Below are 15,484 nucleotides of genomic sequence, written 5' to 3' on the forward strand. Positions count from 1 at the left end.
TTGCAACTGTCGGTTGTTCCCAGGCTCCGCATAAATCTTTAAGATGATTTTCAGCTCTTTCAAAGTGACGGCATTGACCACAACGATACATCAGAAGGTTCCTTTACTTACGAAGTACTTACGAGGACATACACCTTAAGACAAAGTCAGTATGTCATCCTTTATCAACATCAAAGTTACATCGAAAAAAACAATATGACTCGTATTGTGTTCATATACCCCTTTCCCTCAACTCTCCACTTCGACATACTGCCAGTACCATTCACAGACAGTGTTTCCCTCATGACTATCGCCAGAGCTCAGTTGGTTGCTCTTCATCTCACCACCTACTATCACTGTGTATCACGCTGTGTCCGCCGGGCATTCCTGTGTGGTGAAGACCCTCTGACCGGAAAATCTTACGCGCACCGGCGTGACTGGGTTGAACAACGTATTCTGTCCCTGGCTCAGGTTTATTGCATCGACATCTGTGCCTATGCCGTGATGAGTAACCATTATCATCTGGTGGTTCATATCAATCAGGCAAAAGCCTCACAACTCCCAGACAGTGAAGTGATTGAACTCTGGAAGAAAGAACATCAGCTCCCTTCTCTGATACAACGGTATCTGAAAAATCAGGTCTCTCCATCGGAAGCTCAGACCTGTCGAAGAATCATCCATCTCTGGCGGGAGCGACTCTATTCCCTGAGCTGGTTTATGAAAGAGCTCAATTTCAGTATTGCCAGACAAGCCAATCAGGAAGACCAATGTCGTGGGCATTTCTGGGAAAGCCGTTTCAAGTCTCAGGCATTACTGGATGAAAAAGCGCTGCTGGCGGCCATGGCCTATACCGACCTGAATCCGGTTCGGGCAGGTATTGCTGAAACTCCGGAAACGTCAGAGTATACCTCCCTCAAGAGACGGCTTGACTCACTGGTGGATAATCCACCTATATCATCGGGATTATTTCCATTTGTTGGTGAATCCTATCAGAAAAAGACTGATGGTCTTCCATTTCGTTTGATTGACTATATTGAGTGGGTCGATTGGGTGGGGCGGCAGATCCGAGAAGGGAAACCGGGATACATTGATAGAAATCAGCCCGCAATTCTCGTGCGGCTGTCTTTGGGGCAAACCAAGAGTTTCAATCTATGTACCCAATTTGAACGAAAGCGGTGTTTGTGGATTGGTCACCCCAAACGACTTCAGGTTGTCAAACACAGTTTGAACAGGCAACGACTACACTGCTTATCTGTTTGAGTACATATAAAAATGTGTAAACAATAATCACTCTTGGCGATAATCAAACCATATCTGAAAAACACTTCATTAGAATCTTAAAGAAGCCCCTTCTACTTCTGAATGTTCGGCTTTGCTTTCACCTGTACCCTAACTAAATATGTTTATGAGATAAGGCGTATGTCCTTTTAATAGTTAAGTTACCGCATGTGTCCCTGTAATAAATTAATCAGCTTTCAACGGTTTCACCAGACTATCCAGTCCTTCAACTTTCAAAGTCAGGCACAATTGCATCAATTCACCAAGCTCACCATGAGGAAATTCACCTTTATTCTGAAACCACAGCAAATATTCTTCTGGCAAATCAATTAATACCCGTCCAGCATAACGACCAAAAGGCATTTTCATTGTTGCCAGTTTAAGTAAACTCTCTTTTTGTAACATGTCCTGATTTCTCTTCGAAATTATCCTCCGGTTCATTCTAATCAATTCAGATGAAACTACCAGTCTGATGCGGCTCGCTCTACCTGTTGTAGAACAAGTCAGCACCAGACAAAGTTTTGAAGTCAAAGATGACTCTTGATCTCGTCCAGCTCATCTTTTGTAATTTCTCCGTTGGCGTACCGTTTCTTTGCCAGATCTAATGCTGACATTTGTGGATCTCTCTTTATAGAAACAACCCACCAGACCACTACGCCAATCAACAGTATCCAGAAAAGAAACATATATCCTCCACCAAACAGACCAAAATGAAAATCATGGAATCCGTGCATCATTCACACCTCCCATATCATTTTTCTGCTTCATCATTATCTGGAACATTCCAGTTACCGTGGCATCCGATACCATTACCGTAATTTCCGGCATTGCGGTGCATTTGAGTCATCCATTGTTGCATGGCTTGTGGATCACTGTGTAACTGCTGCATCCGTTGCTGTCTCTCCTGCAGAGTGCCATTCATCGCCTGATGCATCGGATGATCAACATTCATCATGGTCTGCTGACCGCGTCCACCGTTACCGTTAGCAGCAGCCATATAACCATGACCAGCATAGTGCGCCATTGCGCCGGCTGATAATACAAGAGCGACAATACCAAATACGATTTTATTGTGAGTTTTCATTTTGATTTCCTCCATCTCTGTGTTCACTTTTATTACAACAAAAATGTCCCTGAAATGTGTGTCGTAAATCCTTTTGTTTCTGACAATTGATGGCAATCACCCGCTTTGACAAACTTTGTCACACATTCACCAAGAAACCATATATATTGACAAACAGGGCATGTTGATTCAGAGAAGCAGATGGAACGGAGTTATCATATACTCGTCGTTGACGATCATAGTGAAATCAGGGATTTGTTAAAACGATTCTTACTACAACACGGCCTGCAAGTCAGTGTTGCGGCTGACGGTACTGAAATGGCAAAGCTAATGAATCATAGCCATTTCGACTTAATTATTTTAGATCTGATGCTACCGGGAAAAGATGGCATCACTTTATGTAAAGAAATCCGGGCTGAATCTGACATACCAATCATTATGCTGACAGCATTAGGAGAAGAGATCGATAAAATCGTCGGTCTGGAAGTGGGCGCTGATGACTATGTAGCAAAACCCTTTAATCCCCGGGAATTACTTGCCCGGATCAAGTCAGTACTCAGAAGACATTTTGCCATTCCGAATGTAACACAGCAGATCACCACAAGTCCCGTTCAGTACCAGTTTTCCGGATGGATACTAAACTCAACAACCCGAGAATTAACTAATCCTGATGGGGCACTTATCACTCTGACTTCAACAGAATTTGAGCTGCTGGTTGCATTTCTTTCACACCCGAATGTTGTACTCAGCCGGGAAGATTTGCTCAAACTGGTGCAGGGACGGGGAGCTGATGTTTATGACCGGGCAGTTGACACACTGATTAGCCGCCTACGGAAAAAAATCGAAGCTGATCCCAAAATGCCCAAATTGATTAAAACGATTTGGGGTGGTGGATATCAGTTCAGCTGCGAAGTAAAATCGCTATGAGAATCAAGATATTGAGAGGCACTTCATGATTCAGTGGTATCAACGTCAAAAACTGATTCATCAGATCGGCTGGATCATCTTTATCGGCTTCTGTGTCAGTGGATTGCTTTCCCTTTACCTGCTTTCATCTGAAAAATCGAAAAACCTGAGTTACCTTTCAACCTCTGGCGCTATTCAGCGGGTTATCTCAGTTGTCGATATTCTTTCTCAAACGCCACCAGAACTTCATTCATCAATACTCAGAGCCAGCAGTAGTTCAGATCTGTCACTCGCCATTGCAACTTCACCCAGAATAGAGTCAACAGCTCAAAATCAAGAACTCAACCGACTACGCCGTCAAATGGCATCAGCCGGCATTCAAGAAGTGAACCTATCTCTGATTCAGCAACCTCGCTCAATATTAATTATGTCCGGAAATAATATGGACAACATGCATAACGCCATGATGTCAGGCCGGATGCAAAGAAACCAACCCAATCACCATCGGGGCTATCTGGCAACGATTGATGGTTCTGTCCGGCTACAAAATGGGAGCTGGCTGAACTTTTCATCCGGCGTTCAAAAAGAGATTATCCACTGGTCTAGTAGCGTATTGCTCTCTCTGACTCTGGTCATGCTGGGAACAATTCTGATTTCATTGCTGATTGTCCGTCGAGCTTTGAAACCCATTCGGGACCTAGGTACAGCGGCAGAGACTTTCGCCCAAAAAAAACAAGTCACCCCGGTCAATACTGATGGACCTCAGGATCTCTACCCGACAATCAAAGCATTTAATGAAATGCAAAGTGAACTGGCAAATTATCTTGAAGAAAGAACAAAGTTACTGGCCGCAATCTCTCACGATTTAAGAACTCCGCTAACCAGTCTCCGGCTCCGGTTAGAATTCATTGAAGACAGTGAAGATAAACACCAGATGCTGCGAACCCTGTCAGTCATGGAGAAAATGCTACAAAGTACACTGAGTTTTGCCAAAAATGACACTTACCGGGAAGCAAGACAACCAACAGATATTCATAGCCTCATGCAGACGATTGTCGACGAATATATGGAAAAGAACACGAATATTATCTATCAGGCACCAGCAAATATGATTGAGAATGTTCCTCCTCTGGGTCTGAGAAGAATGACTGAAAATTTGATCAATAACTCGGTTCAGTACGGTGGAGAATCCGTCACTATTACACTATCTGTCAAGACAGACCAACAATACCTGACTGTCTCTGTTATCGACACTGGTATTGGAATTGATGCCACCAGACTGACTGATGTCCTCAAACCATTTACCCGCCTGAACTCAGCCCGGGATACAGACAGCTCAAATGTCGGTCTGGGGCTGTCGATCACGCAATCATTGGCAAAAGCTTATGGTGGCGATTTGACCCTGACAAGTAACAAACCACATGGCCTGATTGCAACCTTCACGATTGCATTGCATTAACTGAATATACCTCTATCAATTGTTATATAAATGTATATTGCTCAATGAGACACATTTTGCTATTTATAACGAATAATTATTGATGAGGATGTCGATATGACAAATAGCAAACGGGAACTCACTCTCCGCTTTCTGGCAGAACCCAGTGATGTAAATTTCGGAGGTAAAGTTCACGGAGGTGCCGTGATGAAATGGATCGATTTGGCAGCCTACGCCTGTTCGGCAGCCTGGAGCGGTAAATATTGTATTACAGCTTATGCCGGCGGTATCCGTTTTGTTGCACCGATTCAGGTTGGCCATCTGGTCGAAGTTACAGCTAAAATCGTCTATACCGGGCGAACATCCATGCATGTTGCAATCGATGTTCAGGCCAGCGATCCCAAAGTACAGGAAAAACGTCTGACCACACACTGCATCGTCATCATGGTTGCTGTCGATGAACATGGTAAACCAAGCTCTGTGCCAGAGTGGGTGCCGACAACCCCGGAAGATATTGCACTCAGAGAATCGGCAATTCGCTTAATGAATATGCGTCAGGAAATCGGTGAAGAAATGGAAGCTCACGTGCAATATCTGAAATCATCCTGACCCATCGCAAACTGGAGCTCCCAGTTTAGGCGTCCGGTTTATGGCGTCTGTCCCTCTAACTATCTTATGACGCCTGTCCCTTTAACTAGGCACTTTCTGGTGCCTGTCCTCCCAACGTGTTATGTTATAAACATAAGATTCCCATCGGCAAACATGCCATGAAGAAACCTAACCCAAATACAAATTCGGACCACATCATGAAAAGCGAGCTTTACCTGCGTGCATTAGAACGTCAGGATTTACGTTTTATTCACAACCTGAACAACAACAGAAATATCATGTCGTACTGGTTTGAAGAACCATACGAGTCTTTTGATGAACTCGAAGAATTATATAACAAGCATATCCACGACAACGCTGAAAGGCGTTTCGTTGTAGAGAATGAAAATAATCAATTGATTGGTTTGGTAGAATTAATTGAAATTAACTATATCCACAGAAGTGCTGAGTTTCAGATCATTATTGCACCGGAATATCAGGGGAGAGGCTATGCCTCAGATCTCATCAATAAAGCATTAGACTATTCATTTACAATTTTAAACCTGCATAAAATCTATCTTCACGTTGCAATCGAAAATGAAATTGCACTCCACCTATACCTTAAAGCAGGTTTTGTCGAAGAAGGGCATCTGGTTGAAGAATTCTTCATCAATGGACGCTATCAGGATGTCAAACGGATGTATATTTTACAGCACGACTATTTAAGCAAGATAAAATTGGGCTCAACTCACCCATGAGAGCAGGTCATCGCCATCCTCCGGTGTGGCTTCCCATCTAAAGGAAGGAAACCACGCCTTGTCGGGCAGATAATTCAGGTCCGGTACAACACCTTGACCACATGCCAGCCAAATTTGGTTTTAACCAACACGGGCTTCAGTACTTCTCCCTGAAAGCAGACTTTGTCAAATGCAGGAACCATTTGCCCCTGACGAAACTCACCCAGATCACCACCTTTCTTCCCGGATGGACACAAAGAATATTTTCTGGCAAGCGTTTGAAATTTAGCACCTTTCTTTAGTTGCTGCAGGATATCTTCTGCCTGATTCTTATGTTTCACCAAAATATGTAAAGCTGCTGCTGCTGTTCTCGCCATGATATTTCCTCCTCACCCGAAGGCCGCGAAGTGTAGCGAAATTCAGAGATAAAGTCATTATGACCAACAGATCTGACTATTCGATAAATTCTCGAAGTGCACCATATTCCACTTTGATTTGATTGATATGATTATCATATCTTCTCATTTTTATAATCGAGCTGATAATCAGATATGCACCCAATACAATAAGTGCCAGATTTAAGAGCCCAAGCGGAATCAACAAATGCAAGACGTGAAAAAGGTCGTAATACTTCGAGGTTGCAATCAGTACACTGAATACCGACATTGGCAAAGCAAACACCGCGATCCCCGTACGCATGATCGAAAGCGATGTTCTTTTCTCAGCCAGTAAAAGCTGAATTTCACCCATAATAGTCGGATCAATTGCCTTAAGCTGGAAATCCTGCTGTTCCATATTCTCTCACAACATATAAAGCACTGTAGAAAGAGTATCACCTCGGAGTACGACCATAAAGACTGACTTTACGATTGATCAAATCATTTCATCTCCAGACTAAAGCCGTTGATTAAACTCTTCTATCGCCCCAACCACTTTTTTGGCTCCTTCCTGAATTTCAGAGATAACCACACCGGCATCGTTAGAAAGGCTCAAACCATCTTTTGCCCTCAGTTGCCCATTTTCAATTAATTCCACTGCTTTTTCTGTCAATTTCTGGTTTTTCCCGACAACATCAACAATTTCAGAAGTTGTCTTACTGGTCCGCAGTGCCAGTTCCCGAACTTCATCAGCAACCACGGCAAATCCCCGGCCCTGATCACCAGCTCTGGCAGCCTCAATTGCAGCATTGAGTGCCAGAAGATTAGTCTGATCTGCAATCCCACTGATATTACCAACCAGATCGCTAACCGTTTTAGACAGTTCATCCAGATCTTTGATTCCCTGACATGCCAGCATCATCTGTTGTTCAAGCTCTTCCATAGTGCGAATCGTATCCTGAATAACACCCTGTCCTTTTGAAGCCTGAATATCCGTCGACTGTGAGATCTCATAAGCGATATTCGCTGCATCAGAAATAGCCAGCTCCCGATTCACCTGATCTGTAATCACCGTGGCAAACTTAACAACTTTATATAAATCGCCGTGATTATTATGGATAGGATTATAAGAAGCCTCTAACCATACAGGATGACCGTGGCTATCAATGCGCTTGAAGCGCTCGGAAACAAACTGCCCACTTCTCAATTTACGCCAGAAAGCCTCGTATTCGGAAGAGTTATACAACTCCGGTTCACAGAATATTCGGTGGTGTTTACCGACAATCTGCTCTTTCGTATATCCCATTGCCCGCAGAAAATTCTCATTGGCGGTCAGAACATGTCCCTCCAAGTCAAACTCGATCACCGCCGTTGAACGGAGTAAAGCAGCGATCATATCTTCATGTTCCCGGGAAGTGCGGATTGTCTGAGTCAGTTCAGATGCATACAGCAAAAAATATTGCAGATGTTTCTTCGTATCATATATCGGCTGTAGTATGGCTCTTAACCAGGCTTCTTCACCATTACCTTTCAAAACCTGGATCGCACCATTCCAGTGCTTTCCCTCTGCCAATGCTGAATTTAAACGTTTGTAGTGACCTGTAGAACGCTCTTTTGACGGAACCATCTCCGTCATTTTCTTTCCTTCCAGTTCACGCTGCTCATATCTCATTTCTTCAGCAAAAATTCTATTCACCGCAGAGATAGCGCCGGCGGGAGTAAGCCGTACTGTTAACATCTCATCATCAAGCCCATCATGCATCTGCTTTATTAAATGAAGTTCTTTTTTTAAAGACTCATTCTCTTTAGCTATCGAACGGTTGAAAAGCATGAATACACCTCTCTATATCAATCAAGAAAACAGATAAAATCTAACAAGTGGACCTTTTCAGCATAGACGATAAATTTCATATTGACTTATCAGTTCCTATCTTTGAACAACCGCCGGCGGCTGGGGGAAATATTAGATATCAGGCTGGAGATATATCGTTTGCCACAAATACCGGACATTATGAAAATATCCGCACTAAAACTAGTGAATTAATCGATAAATCGCTGTTTTGCAGTATGCTTACAACATAGTAAGAAGAAGAGTTTCCTGCGCAAATTATCTGGAAAGAACTCAATGTACCAGTTGATTGGAACTCGCATCTTGGAGCAATTTAAGTATAGTATTGGCGTAAGTCTTGTTTAAGGTAAATCACCATGGCGAAAACCGTAAGTAAAGCCAATCAATCGCAAGGTATGCTGATGTTTACACTCAACCTGAAACGTCAGTTGTTTGCTATTGGCACCTTAAAGATTCGAGAAATTGTGTCCTATCAGCCTATGACGCAGATTCCGTATTCTCATCACAATGTGGTCGGAACGGTAACCATTCGCAATATGACCATTCCTGTTATCGATATGGCTGCGGCTATTGGCTTTCGGCCCATTCCCCGCGAAGAGTATCAAAACTGTTACCTAATCGTGACCGACTGTCTGCGCACCGTTGTTGCATTTATGGTGCGTACAATTGAAAAAATCATTGAATGCGACTGGCGTTCTATCGAATCAACTCCCTCAACTGCCGGACATCACGTCTTTGTCACCGGAATCACGCGTTATAAGGACAATATTGTTCAGATGCTGGATGTAGAGTTGCTGCTTTCGAAAATTTATCCGCAGTATGAATCGGCAAAAATTCCGATTCTGACTGACGTCGAACGGGAAAAACTGAAATCCTTTAATATTCTGCTGGTTGATGATTCCAGTATTGCCAGAAAACAGCTGGCCGATGCGCTGGACGGCATTAATATTCCCTATGATATCTGTAAAAATGGTACAGAAGGTCTGCAACTGATGCGCGACAAGGCCGAACAGGGAAACCCCATCGACATTCTGGTCAGCGATATCGAAATGCCGGGCCTTGACGGCTATGAACTGGCATTCGAGATACAAAATGATGATGCTTTAAATCATGCCTACATTATTCTTCATACTTCACTGTCCAGTGAAATTTGTGTTGACAGAGCCAGACAGGTTGGTGCACATGAAGCTCTGGAAAAATTCCATTCTACAGAGTTAGTTGAAGCCATGCTGCGCGGCGCAACCAAGTTACAAGAGCGGGCATTCAGTAGCTAAGTAGCTAACTAACCTATCTCATTATTCTCCGGTATCTTCATATATGCCGGAGAATTTCTCTTCTTTTCGTTCACATCCCACACCATTCAATATAAGGAAAGAATTATGAACCCTTGGATCGACTGGGTAAAACAACTTCAGGCAATTAGTCAGGCTGGGCTGACATATTCAAAAGATAAATTTGATATTGAGCGATTTCAGCAACTTGGTGATATTTCCCATCAGATGTTTTCACATCTCAGCGACGCACCGGTTGAACAGATCAGTGCTGTATTTTTCCCCGAATCCGGTTACCCGACACCTAAGATTGATTTGCGTGCCGCTGTCATTCAGGATGGAAAAATTCTTTTGGTCAGAGAACGTGAAGATGATTGCTGGACCATGCCCGGAGGCTGGGGTGACGTTTGTGAAACACCCAAACAAGGTGTAGTTCGTGAAGTTGAAGAAGAGTCAGGTTTTATCGTCGCCTCTCCCCGGCTTTATGCCGTCAAAGATCGGGCTGTCCATCCTTATCAGCCACTCTTTCCGTTTCACATTTATAAGATGTTCTTCCTTTGTGAACTGATTGATGGTGAGGCAACAGAAAATATCGAGATTTCAGAGATCGATTTTTTCTCGCCGCACAACCTGCCACCACTATCTGAAAGCAGAGTGTTAGCCCAAGACATTCATATGGCTTTTGATGCCTGGGAAAATGGTATCTCTGAGGTGTATATCGATTAATGATCGATGAATGGATGAAGCGTGTATCGATTCTGAGAGAACCGATACACGCTTCATCAGGTGAAATGCCGGAGTGAAACCGCGTAAAGTCATGAACTAGTCAATATTGAAACTAATATCCAACTGATAATCTGCTTCATCTTTTGACTGATACTCTTTGTTTTCACTACAAACCTGAGGATGTCCCAGCTCATCCGCTTTTACCAGACTGACCCAGTGACGAAGACCTAATGTTGCATGACTTTCGGACGCGACAGAGTTCAGATGAGTATAGGTTTCCAGCTGAATATCATCGATAGATACCGGCTCAGGCATTCCTGTGCCTTTTCCATTCCCCAGCGTAACTTCAACATGACATCCGTCCCCATTGCGGAATACAATTGCTTCCGGATTATGCCGGTCCCCAATATAAGCCACGAAATGTTTTGGGTAACGAAGGCCGGTATGACGTCCATCCTTGAAGTAAACCATCAGATGACGGTAGTCGACCACATATCCTGTTACGTCACAGTGTGATCCTTCATGCAGTGGGAAAAGCTGATCAAGCAACTGCTTTGCCTGAAGCTGCTTCTCTTGCGCTTGTCCACCACCCAATGTTTCTACAGAAATCACCATCTCTGTAATAAATTGGTCCGACTGTTGGTTATACGGCTTCTGATTCAACGAACTATGTGGCATTTGCATATTCATTCATGCGTCCTCTTTGCAGCAAATTTCTCTCCGTTTCACAATCTCACGTCATGCAACATACTTTTTCGACTGATTCGTGATTTTGCTTACTTTTTAGACTAATCTATTTTTATAAACAATTTCACAACAAAAATTTCACAGTGTGAATTTTACAAATGACATTATCTAAAAGCTTAATTCGCCAGTCTCACTTTCTTGGCACCAAAGTCAGAAATCTGAGAAAACGGAACCATCTGACGATGGAAGATCTATCGTCTCGCTGTATCCGTCTGAATCCTGAATATGCCCCTTCTGTCTCTTATCTCTCAATGATCGAACGGGGGAAACGGGTACCGAGTATCGAAATGCTGGAAGTCATTGCCGAAGTATTTCAGAAAAAGCCTCAGTGGTTTCTCGACGATCAACCCGATCAGATCGATATCACACCCGACAAAGGAAGCCGGGGGGGAATTAATGGAATGGCATTGGAACCCAGCTTCTTGTTTTCACAAGATATTCTTCAAATTGCCATTCCTGAGATGCTTTCTCAAACCGGAATTACCGGGCGCCAGTTTGCTCAGCTACTCATCCGGGCACATCAGGAAAGTCTGCAAAACCATTTCCCGGATCTGGAACGGGCAGCGGAAAATATCGGACTCAAAAAACTTAACCTGACTGTCGAAGATCTGACTGATATTGCCAGACATCTCGGACTCAGTATCCACTGGTTCTCTCAGGCGCCGCGGGAAGTGAAAGATGAATTGGGACTCTCGGCAAAACAGTTAATCACTTCTTATTTTGAGCCACCCAATGCAATTTATCTCAATGATGTCATGAAACATCATCCAACCCGGCTGAAGTATGATCTCGCGGTTTACATCGGTCACAATATCCTTCACAGCAAGGATGGCTGTAAAACGGTTCTTTCTATCGGACATACCAGTAGTTGGGAAGAACCAGGCAGCCCACAGGCTGACTATGAACTCAACTCCAAAGACATCCTGCAAGCCTGGCGGGATTTTGAATCCAGTTTCTTCGCCGGAGCGCTTCTGTGTCCGAAAGTCCCATTCCGGCAACTGCTGGATCGTAATGGCTATGAAATCAGCGTTCACCAAAAAGTAGGAGTTTCCCCATCAGTTGCAATGCGGAGGATGACGGTTGTTTCTCCCTATCCTTACTGGCATTACTTCGATGCCTACGGTGAAGGAAAACTTAAAGCGGTCTACCGGGGCAATGGTATCCCACTTCCCTGGGGAAATATGAGGACAGTCAACGATCCCTGTCAGCACTGGGCGGTATTTCGGCAACTCAAGCATCCGCAGTCTTCCAGTTCTGCCCAGATTTCACTCCTGAACGTCGGGGATGAACCCAGAATTTACTGTTGTGAGTCACTGAACGTGGTCGACCCGGCAGGGAACAACCGAGTTTTGTGTGCCGGTATAGATTTGAATCCGGCAATCAGTGCTCAAGGGGGAGATGCGCGGCAAATGGCGATGGAACTGAAAGAATCCTGTGTCAGGAATGGTGGTATCGCTGCAATACCACCAGCAATTCAAAGTGATCTGACAACGCTCGCCAGAATACTCAATATCAAATGGATAGAGCGCGGCATCACAAACGATGCACGGCTAATCTGTCCCCGTGGAAGTGTCTGTCCCCGTAAGCCAAGTTGCTACAGTACCCAAACAGGCATTATCGTGACTGACAAATAAGTTCTGTCAGTATGACTCTTAAAACGATCGTTATGATGCATATTTTTCATCATACATTTCATTGTCAGCATGATTGATCATCTCATTGACACTCTTCATTTCAGGCCGGTAGCAGGTATAACCAATACTGATACCGACCGGGATGGCAAGCTCTTCGCAAATCACCGGAGTAACCCGGACGGCATGCCGGACCCGCTCCATAATTTTGCGCAGATCTTCCTCTTTTTCCCCACCTTTTAACAAGACTAAAAATTCATCGCCTCCGATACGGGCCGCGCAGTCATTGTCCCGAATCGCATTTTCAATCCGCCGGGCACATTCCACCAGTACCTGGTCACCGACAATATGCCCATAATTATCATTAATCGTTTTGAATTTGTTCACATCAATACACAACAAGGCGAATCCTGTCGGTTGTCTGGCCTTCTTTTCCCGTTCGAAGTAGCGGTTCAGTTCATTCATAAAATAACGGCGATTCGGTAAATGGGTCAGCTCATCGTAGAGAGAAAGACGATTCGATTTATCGTAGAGACGATAAATTACCCAAAAGGAAGCGATAAGAAAGACCAGAAGCAGATAACCGATCACGCGAACAATATGTGCCTGAAACCAGGGAACCTGATCAAGAATGTTGATGTTATCTCTTTCCGCAATCGCAATACTCCAGGAGCCATACGGGAAATAAATGGTCTCTTTTGCAAAAGCATGTTCAAAAACATCGGGCTGTCCCCAGAATACATCACCCTGTTCTCCAGCGCTGTCTTTTCCCCGAATCGCGATGTTATAGCCCCGCAACACGTCATCAACAGCAAGAGATTTAAACAGACTGTCGATATCAATCACGACACTGATGACTCCCCAGTAAAACTGGTTATATGGCGGATCCAGAAACACCGGGCAGCGGGCAACGATCGCACTACCGCCCTGAACCAAATCGACAGGACCGGCAATAAAAATTTCTTTCAGCTCATGAGCCCGCTGGACAGTCGCCCACTGTTCGGGAATCGTACGGAAGTCCAGCCCCAATGCTTTACGATTACCTTCCAGCGGATAGACATATTCAATAATATCGTTAGGAGCCAGAGCAAGCGAACGAATGTATTTCCCCTGATCCATAATACGTTGAGATACTTTTTCCCAACTTTCTGCCACTGTACTGGCATTTACAGTCGTCAGTGTCGACAAACTTTTCGCCACATAGATATCAGCCAGAACGGTTGCTTCCAGCTTAAATCGGATGATTGAAAGTTCTTCGGTTGTCCGGCTTTGAATTTCCTGCCGCATCACCTCTTGATGACGCTGGAAAATGAATTCAACCAACACAACCAAAATGCATGCAAGTAAAACCAGAAAACCAATCACTGTCCATTTTCTGAACAGAATATCGCGCATAATGCTCCTCTCCCGTGAGGGACTGATATGAAGATGTAATACTCTCTAGCCATGAAATGGTCACTGACCTGATCATAGACGACAAAAGAACTCTGACATCTAAAATCCATGAAAATCAAATGGTTCATGTCAGAATATCCACTCTCAGCCAATAAGAACGCCTCACTAATGACGGGGTCATCAATAAATTACAATATGAAATAAGGCCGGACTTCAATCATCTATCAGTTTAAAATATCAAGAATCTCAATATTGAAGTACCGTTGCAGACAGCCAAAACGGTAATTTCACACACATATTGCACTGCGCTAACATTACTTATTCTACGATTGCATATGTTTTATAAATCATTCCGTCTTTGCTAAGGCAGCACATGTTAAAGAAATGTGGCATCGCTTCAATTTTATTCATCATGCTCACCTGCCAGAGTATCGGAGCACCAACCGAACAAGAAGCTGTTACATTTCCACCAAGTTTTCAGGATTCAGCCGCTCAAATCCGCAATTACTATGAACAACACCTATATACACTGCCAGCCTTCAAAGCCGGTCATTATGCTTTGCGGATGTACCGGCAAACATTAGATACAAAATACACAGCAGGAATTTGGCAGGACACCGCCAGAATCGCCAGCACACTCAACCATTTCGCCAATGATGTCACCACGCCTGAAGCCATTTACCTGTATTCTCAGCAGCGTCTGTCCTCATACGATGGGAATAAAGATGAACGTTCCCAGCTTCGGTATTCCGTAACGAAACATCATCCGGAATACCTCTATCTGGGAATTGATTTGCTTGGGGCAATGGCCAGAGCGGATGAATATGGCCTGAAACACAAATATGATCAGCGTCTGCGTCATATTTTGCGTAAGTATGATTTTAATTTGTACGCTACCGACCCTCAGATGATCAAAGCGTGGGCGGCACAGCTAGCCAATCAGGTTTTCTGGCTCAAACAATTGGGAGAACAGGACACAGTGGCGGCTTTCATTCAGGCATTTCGTAAAACTTATCCGGACGAGCAGGACAAAGCACTCTCAGCCCAACAGTTCGAGAATAAGATTTATGGCATGACGCATATCATTATTGCAGCTTCAGGTTACTATCAGCATCCGATCTCAGCGGCAAAGTATCAGTGGATTTATAATTATTTCCGGACCAATATTGAAACCATTATCAACCGTACCAAACCAGATGTTATCGCCGAAGTCGGACTCAGTTTTCTGCTTGCCGGACTAGAAAATGATCCTGTCGTCGCTCAGACCAGACAGGCGGTTCAGGAAGCAATTCCTCCGTTAAAACAGATGATTCCTTCAGAAAAAGGGAATTTCAGTCTGACACTGGGGGAACATCGTAATCTGCTCGCGATCATGTTACTGGATTGGCAGAAACCCAATTCTGCACCAAAATATGACCAAAATCCGGAGGTATTCCGCTCTCTTCCATACGGACTTGAGCCGAAAAGCTCCGCACAGGCTCAATGACTACCATTCGCCT

General features: G+C 44.1%; 17 protein-coding genes. 9 read left to right on the forward strand and 8 right to left on the reverse strand.

The window, feature by feature from the left end:
* The first annotated feature begins 282 nt into the window (after positions 1–282).
* Positions 283–1,239 (forward strand): transposase, encoded by a 957-nt coding sequence (locus tag OCU74_RS21305; protein ID WP_261856175.1) that lies wholly within the window; start codon positions 283–285, stop codon positions 1,237–1,239.
* Between the two features lie 204 nt (positions 1,240–1,443).
* Here OCU74_RS21305 and OCU74_RS21310 read toward each other — a convergent pair whose 3' ends face one another.
* From OCU74_RS21310 to OCU74_RS21320, 3 genes are all read right to left on the reverse strand, one after another.
* On the reverse strand, positions 1,444–1,662 hold the full coding sequence (locus tag OCU74_RS21310) for a DUF3820 family protein (protein ID WP_087482953.1): 219 nt from the start codon (positions 1,660–1,662) through the stop codon (positions 1,444–1,446).
* A gap of 122 nt (positions 1,663–1,784) precedes the next feature.
* Positions 1,785–1,994: an SHOCT domain-containing protein gene (locus OCU74_RS21315; protein ID WP_200807799.1), complete on the reverse strand. Its 210-nt coding sequence runs from the start codon at positions 1,992–1,994 to the stop codon at positions 1,785–1,787.
* A gap of 14 nt (positions 1,995–2,008) precedes the next feature.
* Positions 2,009–2,341: a DUF4175 domain-containing protein gene (locus OCU74_RS21320; RefSeq protein WP_143693325.1), complete on the reverse strand. Its 333-nt coding sequence runs from the start codon at positions 2,339–2,341 to the stop codon at positions 2,009–2,011.
* 180 nt (positions 2,342–2,521) lie between these two features.
* On the opposite strand from OCU74_RS21320, the gene OCU74_RS21325 reads away from it, so the two are divergent.
* The 4 genes from OCU74_RS21325 (at position 2,522) to speG (ending at position 6,010) form a co-directional block, all read left to right on the forward strand.
* Positions 2,522–3,247, forward strand: a complete 726-nt coding sequence (locus OCU74_RS21325) for a response regulator (protein ID WP_087482955.1) — start codon at positions 2,522–2,524, stop codon at positions 3,245–3,247.
* A 25-nt stretch (positions 3,248–3,272) separates the two neighbouring features.
* Positions 3,273–4,685 carry a HAMP domain-containing sensor histidine kinase gene (locus OCU74_RS21330; RefSeq protein ID WP_087482956.1) on the forward strand — a complete coding sequence of 471 codons (1,413 nt, stop codon included), beginning with the start codon at positions 3,273–3,275 and terminating at the stop codon, positions 4,683–4,685.
* A 96-nt stretch (positions 4,686–4,781) separates the two neighbouring features.
* The gene (locus tag OCU74_RS21335; protein ID WP_087482957.1) at positions 4,782–5,273 is read left to right on the forward strand and encodes an acyl-CoA thioesterase; all 492 of its coding nucleotides are present in this window, start codon (positions 4,782–4,784) and stop codon (positions 5,271–5,273) included.
* A gap of 197 nt (positions 5,274–5,470) precedes the next feature.
* A complete protein-coding gene (gene speG / locus OCU74_RS21340; protein WP_087482958.1) occupies positions 5,471–6,010 on the forward strand; it encodes a spermidine N1-acetyltransferase in 540 nt (179 codons plus the stop codon).
* Positions 6,011–6,084: 74 nt separating this feature from the next.
* Here the strand turns inward: speG and ppiC are convergent, their stop codons facing one another.
* The 3 genes from ppiC to OCU74_RS21355 all read right to left on the reverse strand — a co-directional run bounded on the left by ppiC (position 6,085) and on the right by OCU74_RS21355 (position 8,197).
* Positions 6,085–6,366 (reverse strand): peptidylprolyl isomerase PpiC, encoded by a 282-nt coding sequence (gene ppiC, locus OCU74_RS21345; protein WP_087482959.1) that lies wholly within the window; start codon positions 6,364–6,366, stop codon positions 6,085–6,087.
* A gap of 76 nt (positions 6,367–6,442) precedes the next feature.
* Positions 6,443–6,784, reverse strand: coding sequence for a hypothetical protein (locus OCU74_RS21350; RefSeq protein WP_087482960.1), 342 nt, complete (start codon positions 6,782–6,784; stop codon positions 6,443–6,445).
* A gap of 99 nt (positions 6,785–6,883) precedes the next feature.
* On the reverse strand, positions 6,884–8,197 hold the full coding sequence (locus tag OCU74_RS21355) for a methyl-accepting chemotaxis protein (protein ID WP_087482961.1): 1,314 nt from the start codon (positions 8,195–8,197) through the stop codon (positions 6,884–6,886).
* A gap of 374 nt (positions 8,198–8,571) precedes the next feature.
* Here OCU74_RS21355 and OCU74_RS21360 point away from each other — a divergent pair, with 374 nt between their 5' ends.
* Both OCU74_RS21360 and OCU74_RS21365 read left to right on the forward strand, forming a co-directional pair.
* Entirely contained in the window at positions 8,572–9,489 is a 918-nt protein-coding gene (locus OCU74_RS21360) for a chemotaxis protein (protein WP_087482962.1), read from the forward strand.
* Positions 9,490–9,594: 105 nt separating this feature from the next.
* Complete coding sequence (locus tag OCU74_RS21365) at positions 9,595–10,212, forward strand: NUDIX hydrolase (RefSeq protein WP_087482963.1); 618 nt, start codon at positions 9,595–9,597, stop codon at positions 10,210–10,212.
* A gap of 96 nt (positions 10,213–10,308) precedes the next feature.
* On the opposite strand, the gene OCU74_RS21370 is transcribed toward OCU74_RS21365, so the two are convergent.
* Positions 10,309–10,896, reverse strand: a complete 588-nt coding sequence (locus OCU74_RS21370) for an aldolase/citrate lyase/malate synthase family protein (protein WP_234993651.1) — start codon at positions 10,894–10,896, stop codon at positions 10,309–10,311.
* A 161-nt stretch (positions 10,897–11,057) separates the two neighbouring features.
* On the opposite strand from OCU74_RS21370, the gene OCU74_RS21375 reads away from it, so the two are divergent.
* Positions 11,058–12,593: a DUF3612 domain-containing protein gene (locus OCU74_RS21375; protein WP_087482965.1), complete on the forward strand. Its 1,536-nt coding sequence runs from the start codon at positions 11,058–11,060 to the stop codon at positions 12,591–12,593.
* A gap of 30 nt (positions 12,594–12,623) precedes the next feature.
* On the opposite strand, the gene OCU74_RS21380 is transcribed toward OCU74_RS21375, so the two are convergent.
* On the reverse strand, positions 12,624–13,985 hold the full coding sequence (locus OCU74_RS21380; protein ID WP_087482966.1) for a diguanylate cyclase: 1,362 nt from the start codon (positions 13,983–13,985) through the stop codon (positions 12,624–12,626).
* A gap of 373 nt (positions 13,986–14,358) precedes the next feature.
* On the opposite strand from OCU74_RS21380, the gene OCU74_RS21385 reads away from it, so the two are divergent.
* Positions 14,359–15,471 carry a DUF3541 domain-containing protein gene (locus OCU74_RS21385; protein WP_390623663.1) on the forward strand — a complete coding sequence of 371 codons (1,113 nt, stop codon included), beginning with the start codon at positions 14,359–14,361 and terminating at the stop codon, positions 15,469–15,471.
* Positions 15,472–15,484 lie beyond the last annotated feature (13 nt).

The sequence above is a fragment of the Vibrio mangrovi genome, assembly GCF_024346955.1.
Classification (GTDB): Bacteria; Pseudomonadota; Gammaproteobacteria; order Enterobacterales; family Vibrionaceae; genus Vibrio; species Vibrio mangrovi.

Excerpts from the sequence above, each read along its gene's own strand:
- OCU74_RS21305 (WP_261856175.1), top strand. The coding sequence starts at position 283 with ATGACTATCGCCAGAGCTCAGTTGGTTGCTCTTCATCTCACCACCTAC.
- OCU74_RS21310 (WP_087482953.1), bottom strand. The coding sequence starts at position 1,662 with ATGTTACAAAAAGAGAGTTTACTTAAACTGGCAACAATGAAAATGCCT.
- OCU74_RS21315 (WP_200807799.1), bottom strand. The coding sequence starts at position 1,994 with ATGATGCACGGATTCCATGATTTTCATTTTGGTCTGTTTGGTGGAGGA.
- OCU74_RS21320 (WP_143693325.1), bottom strand. The coding sequence starts at position 2,341 with ATGAAAACTCACAATAAAATCGTATTTGGTATTGTCGCTCTTGTATTA.
- OCU74_RS21325 (WP_087482955.1), top strand. The coding sequence starts at position 2,522 with ATGGAACGGAGTTATCATATACTCGTCGTTGACGATCATAGTGAAATC.
- OCU74_RS21330 (WP_087482956.1), top strand. The coding sequence starts at position 3,273 with ATGATTCAGTGGTATCAACGTCAAAAACTGATTCATCAGATCGGCTGG.
- OCU74_RS21335 (WP_087482957.1), top strand. The coding sequence starts at position 4,782 with ATGACAAATAGCAAACGGGAACTCACTCTCCGCTTTCTGGCAGAACCC.
- speG (WP_087482958.1), top strand. The coding sequence starts at position 5,471 with ATGAAAAGCGAGCTTTACCTGCGTGCATTAGAACGTCAGGATTTACGT.
- ppiC (WP_087482959.1), bottom strand. The coding sequence starts at position 6,366 with ATGGCGAGAACAGCAGCAGCAGCTTTACATATTTTGGTGAAACATAAG.
- OCU74_RS21350 (WP_087482960.1), bottom strand. The coding sequence starts at position 6,784 with ATGGAACAGCAGGATTTCCAGCTTAAGGCAATTGATCCGACTATTATG.
- OCU74_RS21355 (WP_087482961.1), bottom strand. The coding sequence starts at position 8,197 with ATGCTTTTCAACCGTTCGATAGCTAAAGAGAATGAGTCTTTAAAAAAA.
- OCU74_RS21360 (WP_087482962.1), top strand. The coding sequence starts at position 8,572 with ATGGCGAAAACCGTAAGTAAAGCCAATCAATCGCAAGGTATGCTGATG.
- OCU74_RS21365 (WP_087482963.1), top strand. The coding sequence starts at position 9,595 with ATGAACCCTTGGATCGACTGGGTAAAACAACTTCAGGCAATTAGTCAG.
- OCU74_RS21370 (WP_234993651.1), bottom strand. The coding sequence starts at position 10,896 with ATGCAAATGCCACATAGTTCGTTGAATCAGAAGCCGTATAACCAACAG.
- OCU74_RS21375 (WP_087482965.1), top strand. The coding sequence starts at position 11,058 with ATGACATTATCTAAAAGCTTAATTCGCCAGTCTCACTTTCTTGGCACC.
- OCU74_RS21380 (WP_087482966.1), bottom strand. The coding sequence starts at position 13,985 with ATGCGCGATATTCTGTTCAGAAAATGGACAGTGATTGGTTTTCTGGTT.
- OCU74_RS21385 (WP_390623663.1), top strand. The coding sequence starts at position 14,359 with ATGTTAAAGAAATGTGGCATCGCTTCAATTTTATTCATCATGCTCACC.